Source organism: Hydrogenophaga sp. IBVHS2, from assembly GCF_002127215.1.
Lineage (GTDB): Bacteria > Pseudomonadota > Gammaproteobacteria > Burkholderiales > Burkholderiaceae_C > Hydrogenophaga.
Genome location: NZ_NFUT01000001.1, coordinates 690,714 through 710,005 on the forward strand (window position 1 = coordinate 690,714; position 19,292 = coordinate 710,005).

General features: G+C 69.3%; 15 protein-coding genes and 2 tRNA genes. 11 read left to right on the top strand and 6 right to left on the bottom strand.

From position 1 onward, the window contains the following. Nucleotides 1-38: 38 nt before the first annotated feature. From uvrC to CAP38_RS03430, 3 genes are read left to right on the top strand one after another with little or no spacing between them, the layout of a single operon-like run. Nucleotides 39-2,090: an excinuclease ABC subunit UvrC gene (gene uvrC / locus CAP38_RS03420; RefSeq protein WP_086119448.1), complete on the top strand. Its 2,052-nt coding sequence runs from the start codon at nt 39-41 to the stop codon at nt 2,088-2,090. Between the two features lie 24 nt (nt 2,091-2,114). Next, entirely contained in the window at nt 2,115-2,684 is a 570-nt protein-coding gene (gene pgsA, locus CAP38_RS03425) for a CDP-diacylglycerol--glycerol-3-phosphate 3-phosphatidyltransferase (RefSeq protein ID WP_086119449.1), read from the top strand. Further along, nucleotides 2,684-3,574, top strand: a complete 891-nt coding sequence (locus tag CAP38_RS03430; RefSeq protein WP_179188437.1) for a DMT family transporter — start codon at nt 2,684-2,686, stop codon at nt 3,572-3,574. Before pgsA ends, CAP38_RS03430 begins: the two co-directional genes overlap by 1 nt. Here CAP38_RS03430 and CAP38_RS03435 read toward each other — a convergent pair. After that, nucleotides 3,531-4,529 carry a LysR family transcriptional regulator gene (locus tag CAP38_RS03435; RefSeq protein WP_086119450.1) on the bottom strand — a complete coding sequence of 333 codons (999 nt, stop codon included), beginning with the start codon at nt 4,527-4,529 and terminating at the stop codon, nt 3,531-3,533. The genes CAP38_RS03430 and CAP38_RS03435 overlap by 44 nt on opposite strands. A gap of 93 nt (nt 4,530-4,622) precedes the next feature. On the opposite strand from CAP38_RS03435, the gene CAP38_RS03440 reads away from it, so the two are divergent. The 5 genes from CAP38_RS03440 to CAP38_RS03460 all read left to right on the top strand — a co-directional run bounded on the left by CAP38_RS03440 (nt 4,623) and on the right by CAP38_RS03460 (nt 8,430). Beyond that, a complete protein-coding gene (locus tag CAP38_RS03440; RefSeq protein ID WP_086119451.1) occupies nt 4,623-5,714 on the top strand; it encodes a tartrate dehydrogenase in 1,092 nt (363 codons plus the stop codon). A 256-nt stretch (nt 5,715-5,970) separates the two neighbouring features. Next, entirely contained in the window at nt 5,971-6,243 is a 273-nt protein-coding gene (locus CAP38_RS03445; protein WP_066158910.1) for an HU family DNA-binding protein, read from the top strand. A 20-nt stretch (nt 6,244-6,263) separates the two neighbouring features. Continuing rightward, nucleotides 6,264-6,339, top strand: a tRNA-Val gene (locus CAP38_RS03450). Nucleotides 6,340-6,393: 54 nt separating this feature from the next. Beyond that, complete coding sequence (locus tag CAP38_RS03455) at nt 6,394-8,313, top strand: SurA N-terminal domain-containing protein (protein WP_086119452.1); 1,920 nt, start codon at nt 6,394-6,396, stop codon at nt 8,311-8,313. Nucleotides 8,314-8,354: 41 nt separating this feature from the next. Continuing rightward, nucleotides 8,355-8,430 (top strand) — tRNA-His (locus CAP38_RS03460). Nucleotides 8,431-8,494: 64 nt separating this feature from the next. Here CAP38_RS03460 and CAP38_RS03465 read toward each other — a convergent pair. The 3 genes from CAP38_RS03465 to CAP38_RS03475 form a co-directional block, all read right to left on the bottom strand. Next, a complete protein-coding gene (locus CAP38_RS03465) occupies nt 8,495-8,833 on the bottom strand; it encodes a hypothetical protein (protein ID WP_086119453.1) in 339 nt (112 codons plus the stop codon). Between the two features lie 51 nt (nt 8,834-8,884). Next, on the bottom strand, nt 8,885-9,820 hold the full coding sequence (locus CAP38_RS03470; protein ID WP_086119454.1) for a hypothetical protein: 936 nt from the start codon (nt 9,818-9,820) through the stop codon (nt 8,885-8,887). A gap of 117 nt (nt 9,821-9,937) precedes the next feature. Next, on the bottom strand, nt 9,938-10,867 hold the full coding sequence (locus CAP38_RS03475) for a cyanophycinase (protein ID WP_179188438.1): 930 nt from the start codon (nt 10,865-10,867) through the stop codon (nt 9,938-9,940). A gap of 62 nt (nt 10,868-10,929) precedes the next feature. Between CAP38_RS03475 and CAP38_RS03480 the strand changes: the two genes are divergently transcribed. After that, complete coding sequence (locus CAP38_RS03480; RefSeq protein WP_086119755.1) at nt 10,930-11,604, top strand: NTP transferase domain-containing protein; 675 nt, start codon at nt 10,930-10,932, stop codon at nt 11,602-11,604. Between the two features lie 10 nt (nt 11,605-11,614). Here CAP38_RS03480 and CAP38_RS03485 read toward each other — a convergent pair whose 3' ends face one another. Then, nucleotides 11,615-12,088, bottom strand: a complete 474-nt coding sequence (locus tag CAP38_RS03485; protein WP_086119456.1) for a DUF1854 domain-containing protein — start codon at nt 12,086-12,088, stop codon at nt 11,615-11,617. Between the two features lie 11 nt (nt 12,089-12,099). Then, nucleotides 12,100-14,361, bottom strand: coding sequence for an ABC transporter ATP-binding protein (locus tag CAP38_RS03490; RefSeq protein WP_256924235.1), 2,262 nt, complete (start codon nt 14,359-14,361; stop codon nt 12,100-12,102). 162 nt (nt 14,362-14,523) lie between these two features. Here CAP38_RS03490 and cphA (CAP38_RS03495) point away from each other — a divergent pair, with 162 nt between their 5' ends. Further along, on the top strand, nt 14,524-16,680 hold the full coding sequence (gene cphA / locus CAP38_RS03495; RefSeq protein ID WP_086119458.1) for a cyanophycin synthetase: 2,157 nt from the start codon (nt 14,524-14,526) through the stop codon (nt 16,678-16,680). Nucleotides 16,681-16,720: 40 nt separating this feature from the next. Continuing rightward, nucleotides 16,721-19,291: a cyanophycin synthetase gene (gene cphA, locus CAP38_RS03500; protein WP_086119459.1), complete on the top strand. Its 2,571-nt coding sequence runs from the start codon at nt 16,721-16,723 to the stop codon at nt 19,289-19,291. The last annotated feature ends 1 nt before the right edge of the window (nt 19,292 follow it).

Here is a 19,292-nt window from a genome sequence, read left to right on the forward strand (position 1 = left end):
GCCGCAAGCCGGGTCCGGGCAAGGCCACAATACGCGCCATGTCCGAGGTGCATTCCGAACAACTGCTGAATGAAGTGGCCGCGCTGCCTGCGCTGCCGGGGGTCTACCGCTATTTCGATGCGCAGGGCCAGCTGCTCTATGTGGGCAAGGCGCGCAACCTCAAGAAGCGGGTGTCGAGCTACTTCCAGAAGGACCACGGCGGGACCCGCATCGGCCACATGGTGGGCCGCATCGTGCGCATGGAGACCACGGTGGTGCGCAGCGAAGCCGAGGCGCTGCTGCTGGAAAACAACCTCATCAAGACGCTGCAGCCGCGCTTCAACATCCTGTTCCGGGACGACAAGAGCTACCCGTATCTCAAGATCACCGGCACCCGCGAGACCTTCCGCACCGCGGCCAGGCTGCCGTCGCCCTCGGTGGCGTTTCCGCGCATGGCCTACTACCGGGGCGTGGTGGACCGCCGCCACAGCTATTACGGTCCGTACCCCAGCGCCTGGGCGGTGAAGGAGTCCATCACCTTGCTGCAGAAGGTGTTCCGCCTGCGCACCTGCGAGGACACGGTGTTCGCCAACCGCACACGGCCCTGCCTGCTCTACCAGATCAAGCGTTGCAGCGGCCCCTGCGTGGACCACATCACCACCGAGGATTACGCCCGCGACGTGCAGGACGCCGAGCGCTTCCTGCGCGGCGAGACCCAGACCGTGCTGCAGGGGCTGGAGCAGCGCATGCTGGCGCACGCCGAGCGGCTGGAGTTCGAGCAGGCGGCCGAGCTGCGCAACCAGATCACCGCGCTGTCCCGGGTGCTGCACCAGCAGTCCATGGACACCGCCACCGACCAGGACGTGGACATCCTGGCGGTGCGGGTGCAGGGGGGGCGTGCCTGCGTCAACCTGGCCATGGTGCGCGGCGGTCGCCACCTGGGCGACCGGCCGTATTTCCCGGCCCATGTGGAAGACGCCAGCGCCATCGACGAGCTGCTGGCCGACGGCGATGCCGCCGCCACCGCCCCCGACGTCGCCGAGCGCACCGCCGTGCGGGTGCTGGAAGCCTTCATGGCCCAGCACTACATCGGCACCGCCATGCCGGCCATTCTGGTGACCAGCCACGCGGTCTCGCGCGAGCTGCTCGACGCCCTGGGCGAGCAGCTCGGCACCCGGGTGAACGCGGTGCACAACCCGCGCGAGCACCGCCGCGTCTGGCTGGAGCTGGCCCAGAAGAACGCCGACATCGCCCTGGCCCGCCTGCTGGCGGAAGAGGGCAGCCAGCAGGCCCGCACCCGCGCCCTGGCCGATGCCCTCAACCTGCCGGACGACCAGCTCGAGGCCTTGCGCATCGAATGCTTCGACATCTCGCACACCGCCGGTGAGTCCACCCAGGCGTCGTGCGTGGTGTTCGAGGGCCACAAGATGCAGAACAGCCAGTACCGGCGCTACAAGATCGACGGCATCACCCCCGGCGACGATTACGCTGCCATGCGCCAGGTGCTGACCCGGCGCTATGGCCGCATTGCCCAGGCCCTCAAGGCCGAGGCCGGTGAGGCGGTGGAGCCGTCCCCGGCGCCAGTGTCCGAGGACGACGAGGCCCCGGCCGAGGCGGTGGCCGAACCCACGGCCGACAGCGCCGCGGCCCCCACCGGCCCGCGCATGCCCGATCTGGTGCTGATCGACGGCGGCAAGGGGCAGGTGGGTGTGGCCCGCGAGGTGTTCCAGCAGCTCGGCCTGGACCTGGCCTGCATCGTGGGTGTGGAGAAGGGGCAGGGCCGCAAGGTCGGTCTGGAGGAACTGGTGTTTGCCGATGGCCGACCCAAGGTCTACCTGGGCCACGATTCGGCCGCGCTGATGCTGGTGGCCCAGATCCGCGACGAGGCCCACCGCTTCGCCATCACCGGCATGCGGGCACAGCGGGCCAAGGTGCGCACCGGCGGCAGTCGCCTGGAAGACATCCCGGGCGTGGGGCCCAAGAAGCGCGCCCGGCTGCTGCAGCGCTTCGGCGGCGTGCGGGGCGTGGCCTCGGCCAGCGTGGAAGACCTGGCCACGGTGGAGGGCATCTCGCCCGAACTGGCCGACGCCATCTACCGCGCCCTGCACTGAGATCCATCCACCATAATCGCCGCCATGTTCTTCAACCTGCCGACCATGCTCACCTGGGCCCGCATCGTGGCCATCCCGCTGATCGTCGGCGTGTTTTATTGGGACGGCGTGTCCCCGGCGCAGCAGAACCTGATCGCCACCGTGCTGTTCGTGGTGTTCGCCCTGACCGACTGGGCCGACGGGTATCTGGCCCGGCGCATGAACCAGACCTCGGCCTTCGGCGCCTTCCTCGACCCGGTGGCCGACAAGTTCCTGGTGTGCGCCAGCCTGCTGGTGCTGGTGCACCTGGAGCGGGCCGACGTGTTCGTGGCGCTGATCATCATCGGCCGCGAGATCGCCATCTCGTCGCTGCGCGAGTGGATGGCCATCATCGGCGCCACCAAGAGTGTGGCGGTGCACATGATCGGCAAGGTCAAGACCACGGTGCAGATGGTGGCGATTCCCTTCCTGCTGTTCGACGGCGTGCTGCTGGGCCTGATCGACACCCGGCTGTGGGGCGTCTGGCTGATCTGGGCCTCGGCGGTGCTGACCGTGTGGTCCATGGTCTATTACCTGCAGAAGGCGCTGCCCGAGATCCGCGCCCGTTCCCGCTGATGCCGGCCGCCTCCCGCGAGTCCGCCTGGCTGCGGGCCATGCCCTGGGTCTTCGTGCTCATCTGGAGCACCGGGTTCATCGTGGCGCGCTACGGCATGCCCAACTCTCCGCCGCTGAAGTTCCTGGCCACGCGTTACCTGTTCTCCATCGCATGCCTCCTGCCCTGGGTGCTGCTGGCCGGCGTGGCCTGGCCGAAGAGCCGCTCGCAGTGGCTGCATCTGGCGGTCACCGGCGTGCTGATGCATGCCTTCTACCTGGGGGGCGTGTGGATGGCGGTGAAGGCCGGCATGGGCTCCGGCCTGTCGGCGCTGGTGGTGGGGCTGCAGCCGGTGCTCACCGCCATCTGGCTGTCCAGTACAGGGTCCAGCGTCACCGGCCGGCAGTGGCTGGGCCTGGTGCTGGGCTTCGGCGGTCTGGTGCTGGTGGTGTCGAACAAGTTCGGCGCCGGCGGTCCGGGCGATCAGGCCACCTGGGTCAATCTGACCATGGCCGTGGTGGCGCTGGTGTCCATCACCGCCGGCACGCTCTATCAGAAGCGGTTCGTGCAACCGTGCGACGTTCGCAGTGCCAACGCGGTGCAGCTGCTGGCGGCACTGGTGGTCACGCTGCCGCTGGCCCTGCTGGAGACCGAATCCATGCAATGGAACGGCGAGCTCATCGGGGCGCTGGCGTGGAGCGTGCTGGTGCTGTCGGTTGGTGGCAGTTCGCTGCTGTACATGCTGATCCAGCGCGGCGCGGCGGCCTCGGTGGCCAGCCTGATGTACCTGGTGCCGCCCTGCACCGCGGTGATGGCCTGGCTGCTGTTTGCCGAGCCGATCACGCCCACCACCTTGCTGGGCACGGCCATCACCGCGTTCGGTGTGAGCCTGGTCGTGCGCGCGCCGCGCTGACCGGCGTCGGTGCGGCCAGCGGCTTCCAGGGCTGGCCCTTGAAGCTGCGCACCAGATGGTCCACCAGCAATGCGATGCGCCGCGGTGTGCGGGGTCGCCAGGGCGCGAGCCACAGGATGTCGGCCTCGGGCATGCTCCACGCCGGCAGCACCCGCACCAGTTCGCCGCTGGCCAGCAGCGGCGCCACGTCCCACAGGCTGCGCAGCATGATGCCGTGGCCGGCCAGGCACCAGTCGCGCACCAGTTCGCCCGAGTTGCTCTGCAGCGGACCCTCCACCGCGACGTGACGGGGGGCTTCGTCACCGCTGCGGCGCAGGCGCCAGTGATCGAAACGCTGACCGCCCGGTCCGGTGTTCTCGCGCACCACCAGGCAGTCGTGGCCGGCCAGGTCGTCCGGCGTGCGGGGCGTTCCCCGTCGGGCCAGGTAGGCCGGGGCCGCCACCAGCACCCGCTGGTTGGGCGCCAGCCGCCGCGACACCCATTCGCCGGCATGTCGACCGGGCGCATCCCACAGCCAGATGGCGCCATCGAAGCCCTCGACCGCCAGGTCGTGCAGGGACTCAGAGAGCTGCACCTCGATCTGCACGCCGGGGTGGGCAGTCTGGAATGCCGCCAGTTCCGGGCCCAGCCAGCGTCGACCGAACCCCAGGGTGGCCACCAGCCGGATCGGGCCGCTGGCCTCGGCCCGGCGCTCCAGCAGCTCGCCTTCCAGCGCGGCGAAGCCCTGCAGCAGGGCGGCAGCGCGTTCGCAGAAGGCTTCGCCTTCGGCGGTGGCGCTGACGCGGCGGGTGGTGCGCTGGAACAGCCGCACGCCCAGCCGGGCCTCCAGTGCGGCCAGCCGGCGTGTGATGGCCGAAGGGGTCACCCCCAGCTGCCGGGCAGCCAGGGCCAGGCTGCCGTGCAGGCGGATGGCCATGGCCATCTCCAGATCAGGGCGGTCGGTGGTGGATTCCATTGCTGATCCTGAAGCATCAATCGATTGCTGCATTATTGCGAATCGAATGGGTACAGTCGTGCTCTTGATCCACCAGCCAGAAAGGCACACGCCATGAGCAAGCACCGCATCGCCGTCATCGCCGGGGACGGCATCGGCACCGAAGTCATGCCCGAAGGCCTGCGGGTCCTGGAAGCTGCAGCCACCCGTTTCGGCATCGACCTGCAGTTCGACCACTTCGATTTCTCCAGCTGCGACTATTACGAGCGCCACGGCCAGATGCTGCCGGACGACTGGAAGGACCAGATCGGCGGCCACGACGCCATCTACTTCGGCGCGGTGGGCTGGCCCGACAAGGTGCCCGACCATGTGTCGCTGTGGGGTTCGCTGCTGATGTTCCGCCGCGAATTCGACCAGTACATCAACCTGCGTCCGGCCAAGCTCATGCCGGGGGTGACCGCACCGGTGGTGCGCCGCGACGGCACGCCGCGTCAGCCGGGCGAGATCGACATGGTGATCGTGCGCGAGAACACCGAGGGCGAGTACAGCAGCATCGGCGGGCGCATGTACGCCGGCACCGAGCGCGAGATCGTCATGCAGGAAACCGTGATGTCGCGCCATGGCGTCGATCGCGTGCTGCGCTACGCCTTCGAGGTGGCCCGCTCGCGCCCCAAAAAACACCTGACCAGTGCCACCAAGAGCAACGGCATCGCCATCACCATGCCGTATTGGGACGAGCGTGTGGCCGAGATGGCCAGGCAGTATCCGGACGTCACGGTGGACAAGTTCCACATCGACATCCTGACCGCGCATTTCGTGCAGCGGCCGGACTTCTTCGATGTGGTGGTGGGCAGCAACCTGTTCGGCGACATCCTCTCCGACCTGGGCCCGGCCTGCACCGGCACCATCGGGATTGCACCCAGCGCCAACCTCAATCCCACGCGCCAGCATCCCTCGCTGTTCGAGCCGGTGCACGGCTCGGCCCCCGACATCGCCGGCAAGGGCATCGCCAACCCCATCGGGCAGATCTGGTGCGGCGCCATGATGCTGGACTTCCTGGGTCACCGCGACGCGCACGACGCCATCATGGGCGCCATCGAGTCCACGTTGCAGCCCGGCAGCGGTGCCCCGCGCACCCGTGACCTGGGCGGCACGGCTGGCACGGCCGATGTGGGCCGCGCCATTGCGCAGGCACTCGGCCGCTGAGCCCTGGCGGGTGGCGGGATTGCGTCTAGAATCCGCCGTTCGCGCGGGTTGTAGCCCATGCGGCATGGGGCGTATTGACACGTTCCGAGGCCCGTGGGTGTAATCCTCGAACGCAACGCAGTGCCCCCACCGGCCCCTGGTTGCGCTCTGGATGCTGGCTCAGGCACAGGTGACCTTCTTCATCACCTGCCACCGCCCGCCCGGGTCACCTGCCATCCGCACGATTCATCCAATTCACTTCCAAGAGGGGCTTTTCGTGAACAAAACCGAACTCGTCGAACACATTGCCAAGCACGCCGACATTTCCAAGGCGGCTGCCACCCGGGCACTCGACTCCACCATCACCGCGATCCGCACCACCCTCAAGAAAGGCGGCACGGTGTCCCTCGTCGGTTTCGGTTCCTTTGCAGTGACCAAGCGCCCCGCCCGCAAGGGTCGCAACCCCCGCACCGGCGCCGAGATTAAAATCAAGGCCGCCAAGGTGCCCAAGTTCCGCCCGGGCAAGGCACTGAAGGACGCATTGAACTGAAGCGCACCTGCGTTTCGGTGGGGTGCTTAGCTCAGTCGGTAGAGCGGCGCCCTTACAAGGCGTAGGTCGGCGGTTCGACCCCGTCAGCACCCACCACCAAAAAGGCGAACGCGGGTTCGCCTTTTTTGTTCCAGATTCAGGATTTCAGGCATGTTCGACACCATCCGCGATCACAAGAAGTTCCTCATGGGCTTCCTGCTGATCCTGATCATTCCCTCCTTCGTCCTGTTCGGCATCGAGGGCTACTCGCGGTTCAACGAGGGCGGGCCGCCGGTGGCCACCGTCAACGGCAAGGACATCACCCGGATGGAGTGGGACCGTTTCCACCAGGAAGAATCCCAGCGCGTGCGCCAGGCCATGCCGCAGATCGATGCCAAGCTGCTCGACAGCGAGGAAGCCCGATACGCCACCCTGGAGCGTCTGGTGCGCCAGCGCGTGGTGGCTGCAGCGGCCACCCAGGATCACCTCTACACCAGCGATGCACGCCTGGCCGCCTACCTGCAGCAGGACCCCGCCATCGCCGGCCTGCGCAAGCCGGACGGCTCGCTCGACGTCGAGGGGTACCGACAGCTGCTGGCCCGGCAGGGCATGACGCCCGAGGGCTTCGAGGCGGCGGTGCGCAACGAGCTGTCGCAGCGCCAGGTCACCGAGGGCCTGCTGGCTTCGGCCTTCACCCCCTCCGGTGCGGCCAGGCCGTCGCTCAATGCCTTCTTCGAGCAGCGTCAGGTACGCGTCATTCCCTTCAGCGCCGCCGACCAGGCCGGCCGGGTGCAGATCACCGACGCCGAGCTCGAGGCCTTCCACAAGGACAACCCGCAGCTCTTCCAGGCGCCCGAGCAGGCCGACATCGAATACCTGGTGCTCGATGCCGCGGCCCTGGAGCGGTCGGTGACGCTCAACGAGGCCGATGTGCGCGCCTATTACGAGCAGAACGCCCAGCGCCTCTCTGGTGACGAGCAGCGCCGCGCCAGCCACATCCTGCTGAGCGTGCCGGCGGGCGCCTCTGCCACGGACAAGGATGCCGTCAAGGCCAAGGCGCAGGCCCTGCTGGAGCAGGTGCGCAAGGACCCTCAGAAGTTCGCCGAGCTGGCCAAGGCCAACTCCCAGGACCCCGGGTCTGCCGATCTGGGCGGTGACCTCGACTTCTTCGGGCGCGGCGCCATGGTCAAGCCGTTCGAGGACGCGGTGTTCGGTCTCAAGAAGGGCGACATTGCCGATCTGGTGGAGACCGAGTTCGGCTTCCACATCATCCGCCTGACCGACATCAAGGCGCCGCCGCGCCGCAGCTTCGAGGAGATGCGCGCCAGCATCGAGGCCGACCTGCGCAAGCAGCAGGCGCAGCGCCTGTTTGCCGAGTCGGCCGACATCTTCAGCAATACGGTGTACGAACAGGCCGACAGCCTGCAGCCGGCGGCCGAGCGCCTCAAGCTCACGGTGCAGACCGCCAAGGGTCTGACCCGTCAGGGCAATGGCCAGCCCGGCGTGCTGTCCAACCCGCGCCTGCTGGAGGCGGTGTTCTCCACCGAAGCCATCAACAGCAAGCGCAACATCGAGGCGGTGGAGACCGGCGCCAACCAGCTGGTGTCGGCCCGTGTGGTGCAGCACCGCGCAGCCCGCACCCTGGATCTGGCCGAGGTGCGCGACCAGGCCACCGCCGCACTCAAGGCCCGCCGTGCCGGCGAGCTGGCCCGTGCCGAAGGTGAGAAGCGCCTGAAGGACCTCCAGGCCGGAACGGCCACCGGCAACCTGCCGGCTTCGGCCACCATCTCTCGCGGCATCCAGACCAGCCTGCCGCCGCAGGTGCTCAATGCAGCGCTCAGCGCCGACCCCGCCAGCCTGCCGCAATGGATCGGCGTGTCGCTGGGCGATCGCGGCTACGCAGTGGTGCAGGTGGAGAAGGTGCTGCCGGCCACCGAGCGCAACGCACAGCAGGTGGCGCAGGAGGTGCAGCAGTACGGTCAGTGGTGGAATGCCGCCGAGGCCGCTGCGCTGTACGAGATGCTCAAGGAGCGCACCAAGGCCAGGATCCTGGTGCCCCGTCCCGCCACGGAAACAACGGCGGCCCGCTGAGCCGGGGCGGCGTCAAGTCGGGCTATAATGCAAGGCTTGCGGTGGCTGTAGCTCAGTTGGTAGAGTCCAGGATTGTGATTCCTGTTGTCGTGGGTTCGAGTCCCATCAGCCACCCCAGATGAATGTTCAAAGCCCGGCCTGTGCCGGGCTTTGTCGTTTCAGGGGCTGCAGTTGCGCACCGTCAGTGAACGGAGTCGGGTGCCGGGTGCCAGAGCTGCGTCTCGGGCAGCCCGATGTCCAGCAGGGCCGCCCGGGGCGCCGGGGCGCCGGCAGCGGTCTGTTCGACGATGCCGTTCCAGTGCCCGTGCAGCCGCTGCACCACCAGCCTGAAGGGGGGCGGCAGGGCCGGGTGCTGGGCCAGCAGGTACAGGTTGGAGCGGATCTTTCGCGCCATGAGCAGCCGCTGCTGGGCGCAGGCGCATTGCGCATGGCCGGTGAGCAGGGCCAGGGTGCCGGCCAGCATGGCGTCGGCAGCCGCCATGATGTATTCGTCGTTCGGGGAGAGGGTGCTGGATGACATGGGCGCCTTTCGAAGATCGATGGCGCCATATTAAATGAGAATCGTTATCAATCAAAATCCATGTCGCTGGCCGGGTCGGGTCGGCGTCGTGGTGTCGTCCAGCGGTGCCGGGTGGGTCATGAGTTCGCCGGGCATGGAAGGCGGGCAGGCGATGCGGGCCAGCACGAAGAGCATGTTCTGCAGCAGCTTGGCCATCTGCGTGCGGGAGGCCCGGCTGTTCTGTGCGGCGGTCAGCGCGATGCCGGGGATGCAGGTCTCCACGTCTTCGTCCACCGAGGCGGCAGCGCGTTCCAGCAGCGGATCGCGCCCCATGGCCAGTCGGGATTCGACCAGGAAGAGGGCGCGCTCGAGCAGCTGGAAGTCGTCGAAGGCCACCTCCCAGATCACCTGACGGCCCTCCATCCGTTCGCTGAGCGTGCAGCCCAGCGGCAGCTGCCAGGAGCGCCGTGGTGCCCGCTGGCCCAGCAGGCGGCGTGCGCCCTGCCAGAGCGTGTCGGTGTCGGCCACAAAAGCCTGCAGCGCCTGCCGGATCTGCAAGGCCAGTTCGGACTGCGTGGAGTGCCCGTGCATCACCACCACCCAGTCGGTGTCCAGCCGCGATGCGTCCACCGATTCGCGCCGAGGGCTGATCTGGTCGCCCACGGTCACGGCCATGGCGCGCACGTCGTCGCGGGCGCTCCAGGGGGTCATGATCAGCGTGGCGCCGGTGCTGCTGAGCATCTGCGGCTCGTTGAGCAGCAGCGGTCCGCTGGCGATCAGGCGCAGCAGCGAATCGGCCGCTTCCCGCCTTTCGCGTCGCTCGCCACCGACCACCGCGGTCACGATGAAGGGATCGCCCTTGTGCATGGCTGGCGCCACGCACACCAGCAGCTGCACCGCACTGTCGGCGTGGGAATAGACCTCGCTCTGGGCCCGGGGCAGCAGCCAGCCCTGCTGAGCCAGCATCTGGTGCACGGCGACGGGCGTGTCGGTCAGCGGGGTGCTCATGCGGTCCTCGGGGCAGGCGGATGAAAGACTGGTGTCTGTTCCATCGGCCCCGGTATCCGGGCCTTGAGCGTGAATTTGTTCTCAATCGTTACCGGGGCGCGTCCCCGGCAGGCCCGATCAGCCCCGGATGGGGCCGGGCGTCACCAGCTGGCCGATGGCGGTGCGCAGGCGCGCCGGCATCTGCTGCACCCGCTGCACCACCTCGTGTGCGCTGTAGCGGTGTCCCGCTGGCAGCACGTGCAGGCGCACATCCAGCATCTCGAGCCGGTCGCCCGGTTCGATCAGGGGGTTGTTGGACTTCATGTCGCGGGCATCCACCAGCGTGACCGCGCCCTGGCCGATGACCTCGATGGCGCTGTCGCGCTCGATGACCAGGGCCGTGTCCTCGTCCACCCCCACACCCAGCAGCTCGGGGCGCTGGGTGATGGCCGACAGCAGCCTGGCGAGCCGGCCGCGCTCGGAGAAATGCTGGTCGATGATCGCCCCGCCGATGAAGCCCAGACCGATGTCGAGTTCGGCGGCTTCCTTCTCGGGCAGGCGGACGGCCTCGCCCCGCACCAGCATGTGGCGCGAGAGGGCGGCCGCGCCGGCGCTGGTGCCGCCGATGCAGCAGCCGCGCAGGTGGAACGCCACGTGCAGCGCCCGGAAGGCGTCGGTTTCCCAGAGCAGGTCCATGAGGCGGCGCTGGTCGCCGCCCGAGATGAAGATGCCGTCGGCCTCCAGGATGAGGTCGGTGACGGCGCTGCTGTCGGCGGCCGTTCGATCCGGGACGGGGATGGGCGCGCAGTCGGACACCCCGAGTTCGCCGAAGGCCCGCTGGTAGTTGTCCCAGGCGCGCTCGGGAGCGCTGCTGGCCGCGCTCAGCACACGGATGCGGCTGCCCGGTCCGCCGCACAGCTCGGTGAAGCGCTTGAGGATGACCTTGTCGTGCAGCCGGTCCTCGGCACCGCCGATCACCACGAGGCGACCGGTTCGGCGGGATTGGGATTCGGCTGTGGTGGCCATCAGGCCCAGGCCCACCAGGGAAACGTCGCGTCGTCGCAGCATGGCGCGCGATTGTAGGGGGGGTATCTGAAGGCCGAATGAAGGTGCTGCGGCATGATCGCCGCATGAGTCTCTCCCACGACAACACCAGCCCCGCAGCGGACGCGGCATGGGCGGTCCTGCTGGCGGCCGGATCGGCCTCGCGCATGGGGTACCGGCCCAAGTGCCTGCTCGAGCGCGACGGCATGCCGCTGGTGGTGCGGCTGATCCGGCAACTGCATGGAGCCGGTGTGGCGGGCGTGGTGGTGGTGCTGGGACACCACGCCGAGCGCATCGGCAGTGCCCTCGACCACATGCCCGCCTGCCCGGGCTTGCAGCTGCGCAGGGTGGTCAACCCCGATCCGGATGCCACGCAGGACATGTCGCTGCGCCAGGGTCTCTCGGCCCTGCCCGACGGCAACGGCCCGGTGCTGGTGCAGCTGGCCGACCAGCCCCTGATCACGTCGGACGATGTCGGGGTGCTGCTGTCGTTGTGGTCCCGTCGGCCGGCGGGCATCGGTTTCCTGCAGCCGGTGCATGCCGGTCGGCCCGGTCACCCGGTGATCATGTCCCGGCCGGTGGCGCGGGCCCTGCAGGACGCGCCGGCGGGGCAGGGCGGGCGGGAGTGGCAGCAGGCCCATGCCGATCAGGTGTGGCGGTGGCCGGCACCCCATGCCGGCTACGCCACCGATGTGGACCGACCGGAGGACATCGAGCAACTGCGCCGGACCGGGGTGCTGCTGCAGTGGCCGGCGGCCTAGGCCGGCGAGCTCAGAGGAAGCGCTCCAGCAGCCGGCGCGAGGCGCGGTCCAGCCGGGTGCGGTCCGGCACCTCGAACACCAGGCCGTGGCTGCTGGTGATGAGCAGTCGGCGCTGGCCGGGCAGGCGCCGGATGTCCTCCTCCACCTTCAGCACCAGCCGGGTCGGACCGCGGTCGGTCTGAACCTCCCAGGTGCTGGGCGTGGCGAAGGTGCTGACCGACACGATGCGCTCGATCACCGGCACCATCTCGCGTTCGGACAGGGCGTCCTGCACCGCCTGCCGCAGCGCTGGGGACAGGTCGTTGAGCAGCGGCACGAAGACCAGTTCGGTGCCGTCGGGGCCCACCACCGAGATGGCCTCGTCCGGGGCATTGAGCGGGAAGGCGCGCACCGCCTGCACGCCGCTGTGCTCGGTGCCGTCGGGCAGGCGGCAGACCCACTGGCCGTGGGCGTTGCGTCGAAGGTCGAAGTCGGGGGCGCTCATGCGGATGCAGATCAGTTCTGGGCAGTGGGGTGGGCCGAGGGCTGGGGCAGGTGGCGGGCCAGCAGGGCATCTTCGTGTTCGGCGTCTTCTTCGGCGGCCTGTCGGGCCTGGGCCTCGTACAGCCGCCAGTAATGGCCCTGGCGGGCAATCAGCTCGTCGTGCGGGCCCACCTCCACCACCTCGCCACGGTCCATCACCACGAGGCGGTCGGCCTTGCGCAGCGTGGAGAGCCGGTGGGCGATCGCGATGGTGGTGCGGCCCTGCACCAGGTTGTCCAGGGCTTTCTGGATCTCTTTCTCGGTCTCGGTGTCCACCGCCGAAGTGGCTTCGTCCAGGATCAGGATGCGCGGGTCGATCAGCAGGGCCCGGGCGATGCTGATGCGCTGGCGCTCGCCCCCGGAGAGTCCCTGGCCGCGTTCACCCACCAGCGAGTCGTAGCCCTGCGGCAACCGCAGGATGAAGTCGTGCGCGTGGGCGGCGCGGGCGGCGGCCACGATCTCGGCCCGGGTGGCGCCAGGCTTGCCGTAGGCGATGTTCTCGGCGACCGTTCCGAAGAACAGGAACGGCTCCTGCAGCACCAGGCCGATGTGGCGGCGGTAATCGGCCACGCGGAAGCGGCGGATGTCGGTGCCGTCGAGCTGGATGCTGCCGGCGCTCACGTCGTAGAAGCGGCAGATCAGGTTGACCAGGGTGCTCTTGCCGGAGCCGCTGTGGCCCACCAGACCGATCATCTCGCCGGGGCGGATGTCCAGATCCAGGTTGCGGATGACCGAGCGGTTGCCGTAGCGGAAGGCGATGTCGCGCATGGACAGCCCGCCCCGCACCACCGGGGCCTGCACCGGGTCGCTGGGCTCGGGCACGTTGGAGACGTGGTCGAGGATGTCGAAGATCCGTTTGGCGCCGGCGGCGGCCTTCTGCGTGACCGAGACGATCCGGCTCATGGAGTCGAGCCGGCCGTAGAACCGGCCGATGTAGGCGATGAAGGCGGTCAGCACGCCCACCGTGATGTCGCCCTTGCTGATCTGCCAGATGCCGAAGGCCCACACCACCAGCAGACCCACGTCGGTCAGCAGCGTGACGGTGGGCGAGAACAGGCTCCAGGTCTTGTTGATGCGGTCGTTGACGGCCAGGTTCTGGGTGTTGGCGTCCTTGAAGCGGTCGGATTCGCGCTTTTCCTGCGCGAAGGCCTTGACCACCCGGATGCCGGGAATGGTGTCGGCCAGCACGTTGGTCACGTCGCCCCACACCCGATCGACCTTCTCGAAGCCGGTGCGCAGGCGGTCGCGCACCAGGTGGATCATCCAGGCAATGAAGGGCAGGGGCAGCAGCGTGACCAGGGCCAGCCAGGGGTTGATGGAGAACAGGATGACCGAGGTCATGCCCAGCATGAGCACGTCGGTGAGGAAGTCCAGGGCGTGCAGCGACAGGAACACCGAGAGCCGGTCGGTCTCCGAGCCGATGCGGGCCATCAGGTCGCCGGTGCGCTTGGCCCCGAAGTAGTCCAGCGACAGCCCCAGCAGGTGGTCGAAGGCGCTGGTGCGCAGGTCGGCCGCGATGCGTTCGGACACCAGGGCGAGCAGCCAGGTCCGCGCCCAGCCCAGACCCCAGGCCAGCAGGCCGGCCCCCAGCAGCCCGCCCAGCAGCAGGGTGACGTAGGCGGTGTCGATGCGCTGACCGTTCTGGAACGGGATGAGCACATCGTCCATCAGCGGGATGGTCAGGTAGGGCGGCACCAGCGTGGCGGCGGTGGAGGCCAGGGTGAGCAGGAAGCCGGTGAGCAGTTTCCAGCGGTAGGGCCGGGCAAAGCGCCACAGCCGCAGCAGCACCCAGGTGGACGGCACTTCGGTGCGTTCACGGGCGCAGGTCTCGCAGTCGTCGCTGTCCGGGGGCAGCACCGACTGGCAGCTCGGGCACAGCTGAGGCGCTTCCTCGTCGGCGGCCCTGGCGTGCGATGCGGTCAGCAGTTCGACCTGCCGATCGAACTGCCGCACCAGGCGCAGCGCGGCCGGGTTCTGGGCCAGGGTGAAGCGCCAGCTCGCCAGACGCCGCTGTGCGTCGTGCAGCGACAGGGTGGCCACCCCCCCGTGGTCGGCATGCCGCAGGGTCATGCCGGGCTGCAGGGGCAGGTCGTGCGAGCCGCCACCGGGGGGGCGGTGGCGCAGCAGACCGGGGTGAAGCTCGAGTTCGCTCGGGGTGAAGCGTCCGGCCTCGTCGAGGTCGACGGTCAGGCGGGCGAGCGGTGCGGCGGGGGAGGGGTTGTGAACGGGCTGCATGGGCACTGGCATGGGTGCGGAATTGTCGGTCACTTCGCATCCGGCGAACGAGTCCCGCATTTCTTAACACGCGCTAAGCCCCGAGTGGCCCGGCTCAGCGGAGAATACGGGCCGCAAACCCGCGCACGGTGCGCCATCCGGACAGCCCATCAACTGCTTTTTATGGATTCCAACCGATTTGCCATCACCATCCTCCAGCACCGGTTCCTGGGGGGACCGAACGCCTGGACCTACCGTTCGGCCATGGAGGTCTGGCTGGACCTGGGGCCGCTGGAGGAGCGACCGTCCAACACCATCGACGGCCTGACCGACCGCCTGCTGGCCTGGCTCCCCGGGCTGGAAGCCCACCACTGCGGCGTGGGCGAACACGGCGGCTTCATCCAGCGCCTGCGCGAAGGCACCTGGGCCGGCCATGTGCTGGAACACTGCGTCATCGAACTGCTCAACCGGGCCGGCATGCCCACCGGCTTCGGCCAGACCCGCAGCACCAGCCGCACCGGCGTCTACCGCATGGTGTTCCGGGCCCGCAACCAGCCCACTGGCGAGGCCGCCCTGCGCCACGGCCATGCCTTGCTGGAAGCCGCCATCAACGACGAACCCTTCGACGTGCCGGCCGCCGTGGAGGCCTTGCGCGCCGTGGTCGACGACACCTGGCTGGGCCCTTCCACCGCCGCCATCGTGCAGGCCGCCACCGACCGGCGCATCCCGCATCTGCGCCTGAACGACGGCAACCTGGTGCAGATCGGACACGGCGCCAGCCAGCGCCGCATCTGGACCGCCGAATCCGAACTCACCAGCGCGATCGCCGAGAACATCGCCTGCGACAAGGACCTCACCAAGACCCTGCTGATCGCCTGCGGCGTGCCGGTGCCCGAAGGGCGGGTGGTGGCCAACGCCGCCGAAGCCTGGGAGGCCGCCGAGGACATCGGCCTGCCCGTGGTCGTCAAGCCCAGCGACGCCAACCACGGCCGTGGCGTGTCGCTGGAGCTGACCGAGCGGGCCGACATCGAGCAGGCGTTTGCCATTGCCGATGCCGAGGGCAGCGACGTCATCGTCGAGAAGTTCATCCCCGGCAACGAGCACCGGCTGCTGGTGGTGGGCGGCCAGGTGGTGGCGGCCAACCGGGGCGAGAGCCTGTGGATCACCGGGGATGGCGTCAACACGGTGCGCGCGCTGGTGGACTCGCAGCTCAACAGCGACCCGCGCCGCGGGGATGCCGAGGAGTTCCCGCTGGAGACCATCGTGCTCGATCGCGAGCCGGCCATGTGCCTGCTGCTGCAGCGCCAGGGGCTGGGGCCCGACGCGGTGCCCGCTGCCGGCCAGCGCGTGCTGGTCCAGCGCAACGGCAACATGGCCTTCGACTGCACCGACGAGGTTCATCCCGAGGTGGCCTACATGGCCGGTCTGGCGGCCCGCACCGTGGGCCTGGACATTGCCGGCATCGATCTGGTGACCACCGACATCCGCCAGCCGCTCAACGCGGTGGGCGGTGCGATCGTCGAGGTCAATGCGGGTCCGGGCCTGCTCATGCACCTCAAGCCCGCCATCGGCCAGCCGCGCCCTGTGGGCGAGGCCATCGTGCGCCAGCTGTTCCCGTCGGACGACCCCATGGCCGGTCGCATCCCGCTGGTGGGCGTGGCCGGCGAAGAGGGCAGCACCCTCCTGGCCCGCGCCGCCGCCCACCTGCTCGGTCTGGGCAACGGCCAGTCGCCGGCCGGTCTGGCCTGCCGCGACGGCATCTACCTGGGCCGGCGCCGGCTGGAAGCGGCCGAGGCCGGTTACTGGCACCAGTGCGAGCGTCTGCTCATGAACCGCGAGATCCGCAGTCTGGTGGTCCAGGTGTCGGCTGGCCTGATCCTGGACCAGGGTCTGCCCTACGACCGCTGCCTGGTCGGCGTGGTGACCGACCTGTCCGGATGGGAAGCGCTGGGCCGCCATGACGTGCAGGGCCCCGATGGCGTCGCCCGTGCCCTGCGCACCCAGGTCGATGTGGTGCTGGACCACGGTGCCTGTGTGCTCAACCTGGACCAGGCCGACGTGGTGGCGCTGGGCCGGCACTGCGATGGCGCGGTGTACGGCTACGGCCAGACCCCACCGCCCGCCGACAGCGGCATCCGCCGTCTGGCCCGCCCGCAGGAAGGTGGTGTGGCCCTGGTGGAAGACGGCTCCGTGCTGGGCCGCGCCCAGCTGCCCGCCGGCCTCCTGCCGGTCGACCTGATGGCGCTGTGCGGTGCCGCTGCGGCCGCCTGGGCGGCCGGCATGAGCCCCGGGCTCATCGTCGCGGGCCTCGAACGCTTCGAACTCCCCGCCGCCGTCTGACACAACCGCTCGCGTCCAACCCAAGAACACGATCCGATCCATGGAAATCTCTCGCATCCGTGCCCTGCGCGGACCCAACCTCTGGACCCGCCAGACCGCCATCGAGGCCATCGTCCACTGCACCCCCGAAGAGCGCTCGCTCGCCGGCATCCCGGCCTTCGAGCCGGCGCTGCGGGCCCAGTTTCCGCAGCTCGGCCTGTGGCGCCACGACCGGCAGGAAATGTCGATGGCCAATGTGCTCAAGCTGGTGGCCCTGGCGCTGCAGGCCCAGGCCGGCTGCCCGGTCAGCTTTTCCCGCTGCACCGAAACCGTGGAGAAGGGCACCTACCAGGTGGTGGTGGAGTACACCGAGGAGCCGGTGGGCCGCGAGGCCTTCCGTCAGGCCGAGCGCCTGATCGCCCATGTGCGTGCCGGTCACCCCAAGCCGTTCGACGTGGACACGGTGATTGCCGGCCTGCGCGAACTCGACGAGGACGTGCGCCTGGGCCCCTCCACCGGCTCCATCGTGAATGCCGCCGTGGCCCGGGGCATCCCGTTCCGCCGTCTGACGTCGGGATCGCTGGTGCAGTTCGGCTGGGGCTCGAAACAGCGCCGCATCTGGGCCGCCGAGGTCGACGGCACCAGCGCCGTGGCCGAGACCATCGCCCAGGACAAGGACCTGACCAAGACCCTGCTGCGGGCCGCGGGTGTGCCGGTGCCCTGGGGCCGGCCGGTCGACAAGCTCGAAGACGTCTGGAATGCCGCGCTGGAGGTGGGGTTGCCGGTGGTGGTCAAGCCGCAGGACGGCAACCAGGGCAAGGGCGTGACGGTGAACATCGTCGACCGCGACCACCTGGAACTGGCCTGGCGCGTCGCGTCCGAATACGGCACCCCCATGGTCGAGAAGTTCCTGCCGGGCAGCGACTACCGCCTGCTGGTGGTGGGCGACAAGCTCGTCGCTGCCGCCCGGCGTGATCCGCCGCAGGTGATCGGTGACGGCGTGCACACCGTGGCGCAGCTGGTGGACCAGGTCAATGCCGATCCCAGCCGCGGCGACGGCCACGCCACGGCACTGACCCGCATGCGCATCGACGAGATCGCCATGGCCCGACTGAAGATCCAGGGCCATGCCCCGGACACCGTGCCGGCCGTGGGCGAACGGGTGGTGCTGCGCAACAACGCCAACCTGTCCACCGGCGGCACTGCCACCGACGTCACCGACGACGTGCATCCCGAGGTGGCGGCCAGCGCGATTGCGGCGGCCCGCATGATCGGTCTGGATGTGTGCGGCGTGGACGTGGTCTGCGAGACCGTGCTGCGGCCGCTGCAGGAGCAGAGCGGCGGCATCGTCGAGGTGAACGCGGCACCCGGCCTGCGCATGCACCTCAAGCCGTCCTTCGGCAAGGGCCGTGCGGTGGGCGAGGCCATCATCGACCACCTGTATCCGCCCGGGAACAACGGCCGCATCCCGGTCGTGGCCGTCACCGGCACCAACGGCAAGACCACCGTGACCCGCATGATCGCCCACATCGTGGCCAGCAGCGGCCTGCGGGTCGGCATGACCAACACCGACGGCGTCTATGTGAACGGCCGCCAGACCGACAGCGGCGACTGTGCCGGTCCGCGCAGCTCACGCAATGTGCTGATGCACCCCGAGGTGGATGCGGCCGTGTTCGAGACCGCGCGGGGCGGCATCCTGCGCGAGGGCCTGGGCTTCGACCGCTGCCAGGTGGCGGTGGTGACCAACATCGGCGCCGGTGACCACCTCGGCCTGAACTACATCACCACGGTGGAAGACATCGCGGTGCTCAAGCGGGTGATCGTGCAGAACGTGGCGCCCGGCGGCTACGGCGTGCTCAATGCGGCCGACCCCCACTGCCAGCGCATGGCCGAGGTCTGTACCGGCCGGGTCATCTTCTTTGCGTCGGATGCCCGCCACCCGGTGCTGGCGACCCACCGCGAGCAGGGGCACCGCGCCGTCTGGGTGGAAGACGGCCACATCGTGGCCGGCGAGGGCGCCGAGCGCCACACGGTGGCCCTGAAGGACGTGCCCGTCACCTTCGGTGGCCGGATCGGTTTTCAGGTCGAGAACGCCATGGCGGCCCTGGCGGCCGCCTGGGGCCTGGGCCTGGACTGGGATGTGATCCGCCGCGGCATGGCCAGCTTCCGCACCGATGTGGGCAATGCGCCTGGCCGCTTCAACCTGATGAACCACCGGGGTGCCACGGTGATCGCCGATTACGGCCACAACCCGGACGCCATGCGGGCGCTGGTGTCGGCCGTGGACGCCATACCGGGCGAGCGCCGCATGGTGGTGATCAGCGGGGCGGGCGACCGCCGCGACGAGGACATCCGTGAACAGACCCAGATCCTGGGCGCTGCCTTCGACGAGGTCATCCTGTACGAAGACGCCTGCCAGCGTGGTCGTGCGCCGGGCGAGGTGGTGGGCCTGCTCCGCGAGGGCCTCGCCGGCGCCAGCCGCACCCGCCGCATCGACACCATCCAGGGCGAGTTCGTGGCCATCGACACCGCGCTGGAACGGCTGCAGAAGGGCGATCTCTGCCTGATCCTGATCGATCAGGTGGAGGAGGCGCTGGCGCACCTGCGTCAGCGCTGCGACGGCGTGGCCTGAT

Excerpts from the sequence above, each read along its gene's own strand:
- CAP38_RS03480 (WP_086119755.1), top strand. The coding sequence starts at position 10,930 with ATGAGTCTCTCCCACGACAACACCAGCCCCGCAGCGGACGCGGCATGG.
- CAP38_RS03470 (WP_086119454.1), bottom strand. The coding sequence starts at position 9,820 with ATGAGCACCCCGCTGACCGACACGCCCGTCGCCGTGCACCAGATGCTG.
- CAP38_RS03455 (WP_086119452.1), top strand. The coding sequence starts at position 6,394 with ATGTTCGACACCATCCGCGATCACAAGAAGTTCCTCATGGGCTTCCTG.
- uvrC (WP_086119448.1), top strand. The coding sequence starts at position 39 with ATGTCCGAGGTGCATTCCGAACAACTGCTGAATGAAGTGGCCGCGCTG.
- CAP38_RS03490 (WP_256924235.1), bottom strand. The coding sequence starts at position 14,361 with ATGCAGCCCGTTCACAACCCCTCCCCCGCCGCACCGCTCGCCCGCCTG.
- CAP38_RS03485 (WP_086119456.1), bottom strand. The coding sequence starts at position 12,088 with ATGAGCGCCCCCGACTTCGACCTTCGACGCAACGCCCACGGCCAGTGG.
- CAP38_RS03475 (WP_179188438.1), bottom strand. The coding sequence starts at position 10,867 with ATGCTGCGACGACGCGACGTTTCCCTGGTGGGCCTGGGCCTGATGGCC.
- pgsA (WP_086119449.1), top strand. The coding sequence starts at position 2,115 with ATGTTCTTCAACCTGCCGACCATGCTCACCTGGGCCCGCATCGTGGCC.
- CAP38_RS03440 (WP_086119451.1), top strand. The coding sequence starts at position 4,623 with ATGAGCAAGCACCGCATCGCCGTCATCGCCGGGGACGGCATCGGCACC.
- CAP38_RS03430 (WP_179188437.1), top strand. The coding sequence starts at position 2,684 with ATGCCGGCCGCCTCCCGCGAGTCCGCCTGGCTGCGGGCCATGCCCTGG.
- CAP38_RS03435 (WP_086119450.1), bottom strand. The coding sequence starts at position 4,529 with ATGGAATCCACCACCGACCGCCCTGATCTGGAGATGGCCATGGCCATC.
- cphA (WP_086119458.1), top strand. The coding sequence starts at position 14,524 with ATGGATTCCAACCGATTTGCCATCACCATCCTCCAGCACCGGTTCCTG.
- CAP38_RS03465 (WP_086119453.1), bottom strand. The coding sequence starts at position 8,833 with ATGTCATCCAGCACCCTCTCCCCGAACGACGAATACATCATGGCGGCT.
- cphA (WP_086119459.1), top strand. The coding sequence starts at position 16,721 with ATGGAAATCTCTCGCATCCGTGCCCTGCGCGGACCCAACCTCTGGACC.